A 1,298-nucleotide genomic window follows, 5' to 3' on the forward strand; every position below is an offset into this window, starting at 1 on the left:
AGCTGGACGCCCGCAAAAACCTCGCCGAATTGACCGCTTCATGATTCACTCGGCTTGTCTTGATTTGGAGGCAGGTCGATGGAACAGCGGTCGTTGTTCGGGTTGTCGGAGCATCTTGAGAGGATGAGCCAGATCGGCGATCCGCTGGAGACGCTCGAAGCGACGATCGACTTTGAGTATTTCCGTGGCTGGCTCGTCGAGGGCCTTGGCTACGGCGATGGAGCCAAGGGCGGACGCCCGCCCTTCGATCCCGTGTCGATGTTCAAGGCGCTGATCCTTCAGGCGCAGCACAATCTCAGCGATGCGAAGATGGAGTTCATGATCCGGGACCGCCTGTCCTGGATGCGCTTCCTGCGCTTTGATCTTGGCGCTCCGACGCCCGACGAGAACACGATCCGCCATTTCCGCAACAGGCTGACCGAGACCGGTACGCTGCGGCGGGTGATGAAGGCCTTCGACTGGCAGCTTCAGAAGAAGGGCTACATCCCGATGTCGGGCCAGATCGTCGATGCCTCCCTCGTGCCGGCGCCCAAGCAGCGCAACACGGACGCGGAGAAGGAGGCGATCAAGGCTGGTAAGACGGCAAAGGAGATCTGGCCAGACGAACCCAGCAAGGCAGCACAGAAGGACGTCGATGCGCGCTGGACGCTGAAGATCGGCGGCAAGATCCGATATCGGCCCGACGGCAAGCCCTTGCCGCAGATCGCCTTGCCGGTCTTCGGCTACAAGACCCACATCGCGATCGACCGACGCTTCGGCTTCATCCGGGAGAGCGCGGTGACATCGGCGGCGCATGCCGATGGACGGATGCTGCCGCGCCTGGTGACGACGCAGAACACCTCCTCCGAGGTCTGGGCCGACAGCGCCTACCGCTCACAGACGAACGAGAAAAGCCTGGCGGCGAAGATGCTGGTCAGCCGCATCCATCGCCGCAAGCCGCCGGGTCGGCCGATGCCGGCGCATGTCGCGCGCGCCAATGCCGGCAAGTCGGCGATCCGGGCTGCGGTCGAGCACGTCTTCGCCCACCAGAAGAACAGGTTCGGCCTCTTCATCCGCACCATCGGCCTGGCCCGAGCCGAGGCCAAACTCACGCTCGCCAACATCGCCTACAACTTCGACCGCCTGGTCTTCCATGAACGGGCAAAAGCCATGGGGTGAGTCTGACCAGAAGCGGCGAAAAACGCCGGAATCGGCTCAAAATGACGGCCCTCAGGCAGCCTGAGGCCCAGCATCATCCCGAAATCGCGCCGACCCTACCGTACCGCCAGAAATCAACCGGTTCTTGCGGGTGTCCAGCT

1 protein-coding gene is annotated in these 1,298 nt (G+C 62.9%); it reads left to right on the top strand.

All coding sequences use genetic code 11. The annotated features are described in order from the left end of the window. The first annotated feature begins 78 nt into the window (after nucleotides 1-78). On the top strand, nucleotides 79-1,158 hold the full coding sequence (locus ACFPOB_RS29960; protein ID WP_067989488.1) for an IS5 family transposase: 1,080 nt from the start codon (nucleotides 79-81) through the stop codon (nucleotides 1,156-1,158). The last annotated feature ends 140 nt before the right edge of the window (nucleotides 1,159-1,298 follow it).

The sequence above is a fragment of the Allobosea eneae genome (assembly GCF_042657265.1).
Classification (GTDB): Bacteria; Pseudomonadota; Alphaproteobacteria; order Rhizobiales; family Beijerinckiaceae; genus Allobosea; species Allobosea eneae.

Excerpts from the sequence above, each read along its gene's own strand:
- ACFPOB_RS29960 (WP_067989488.1), top strand. The coding sequence starts at position 79 with ATGGAACAGCGGTCGTTGTTCGGGTTGTCGGAGCATCTTGAGAGGATG.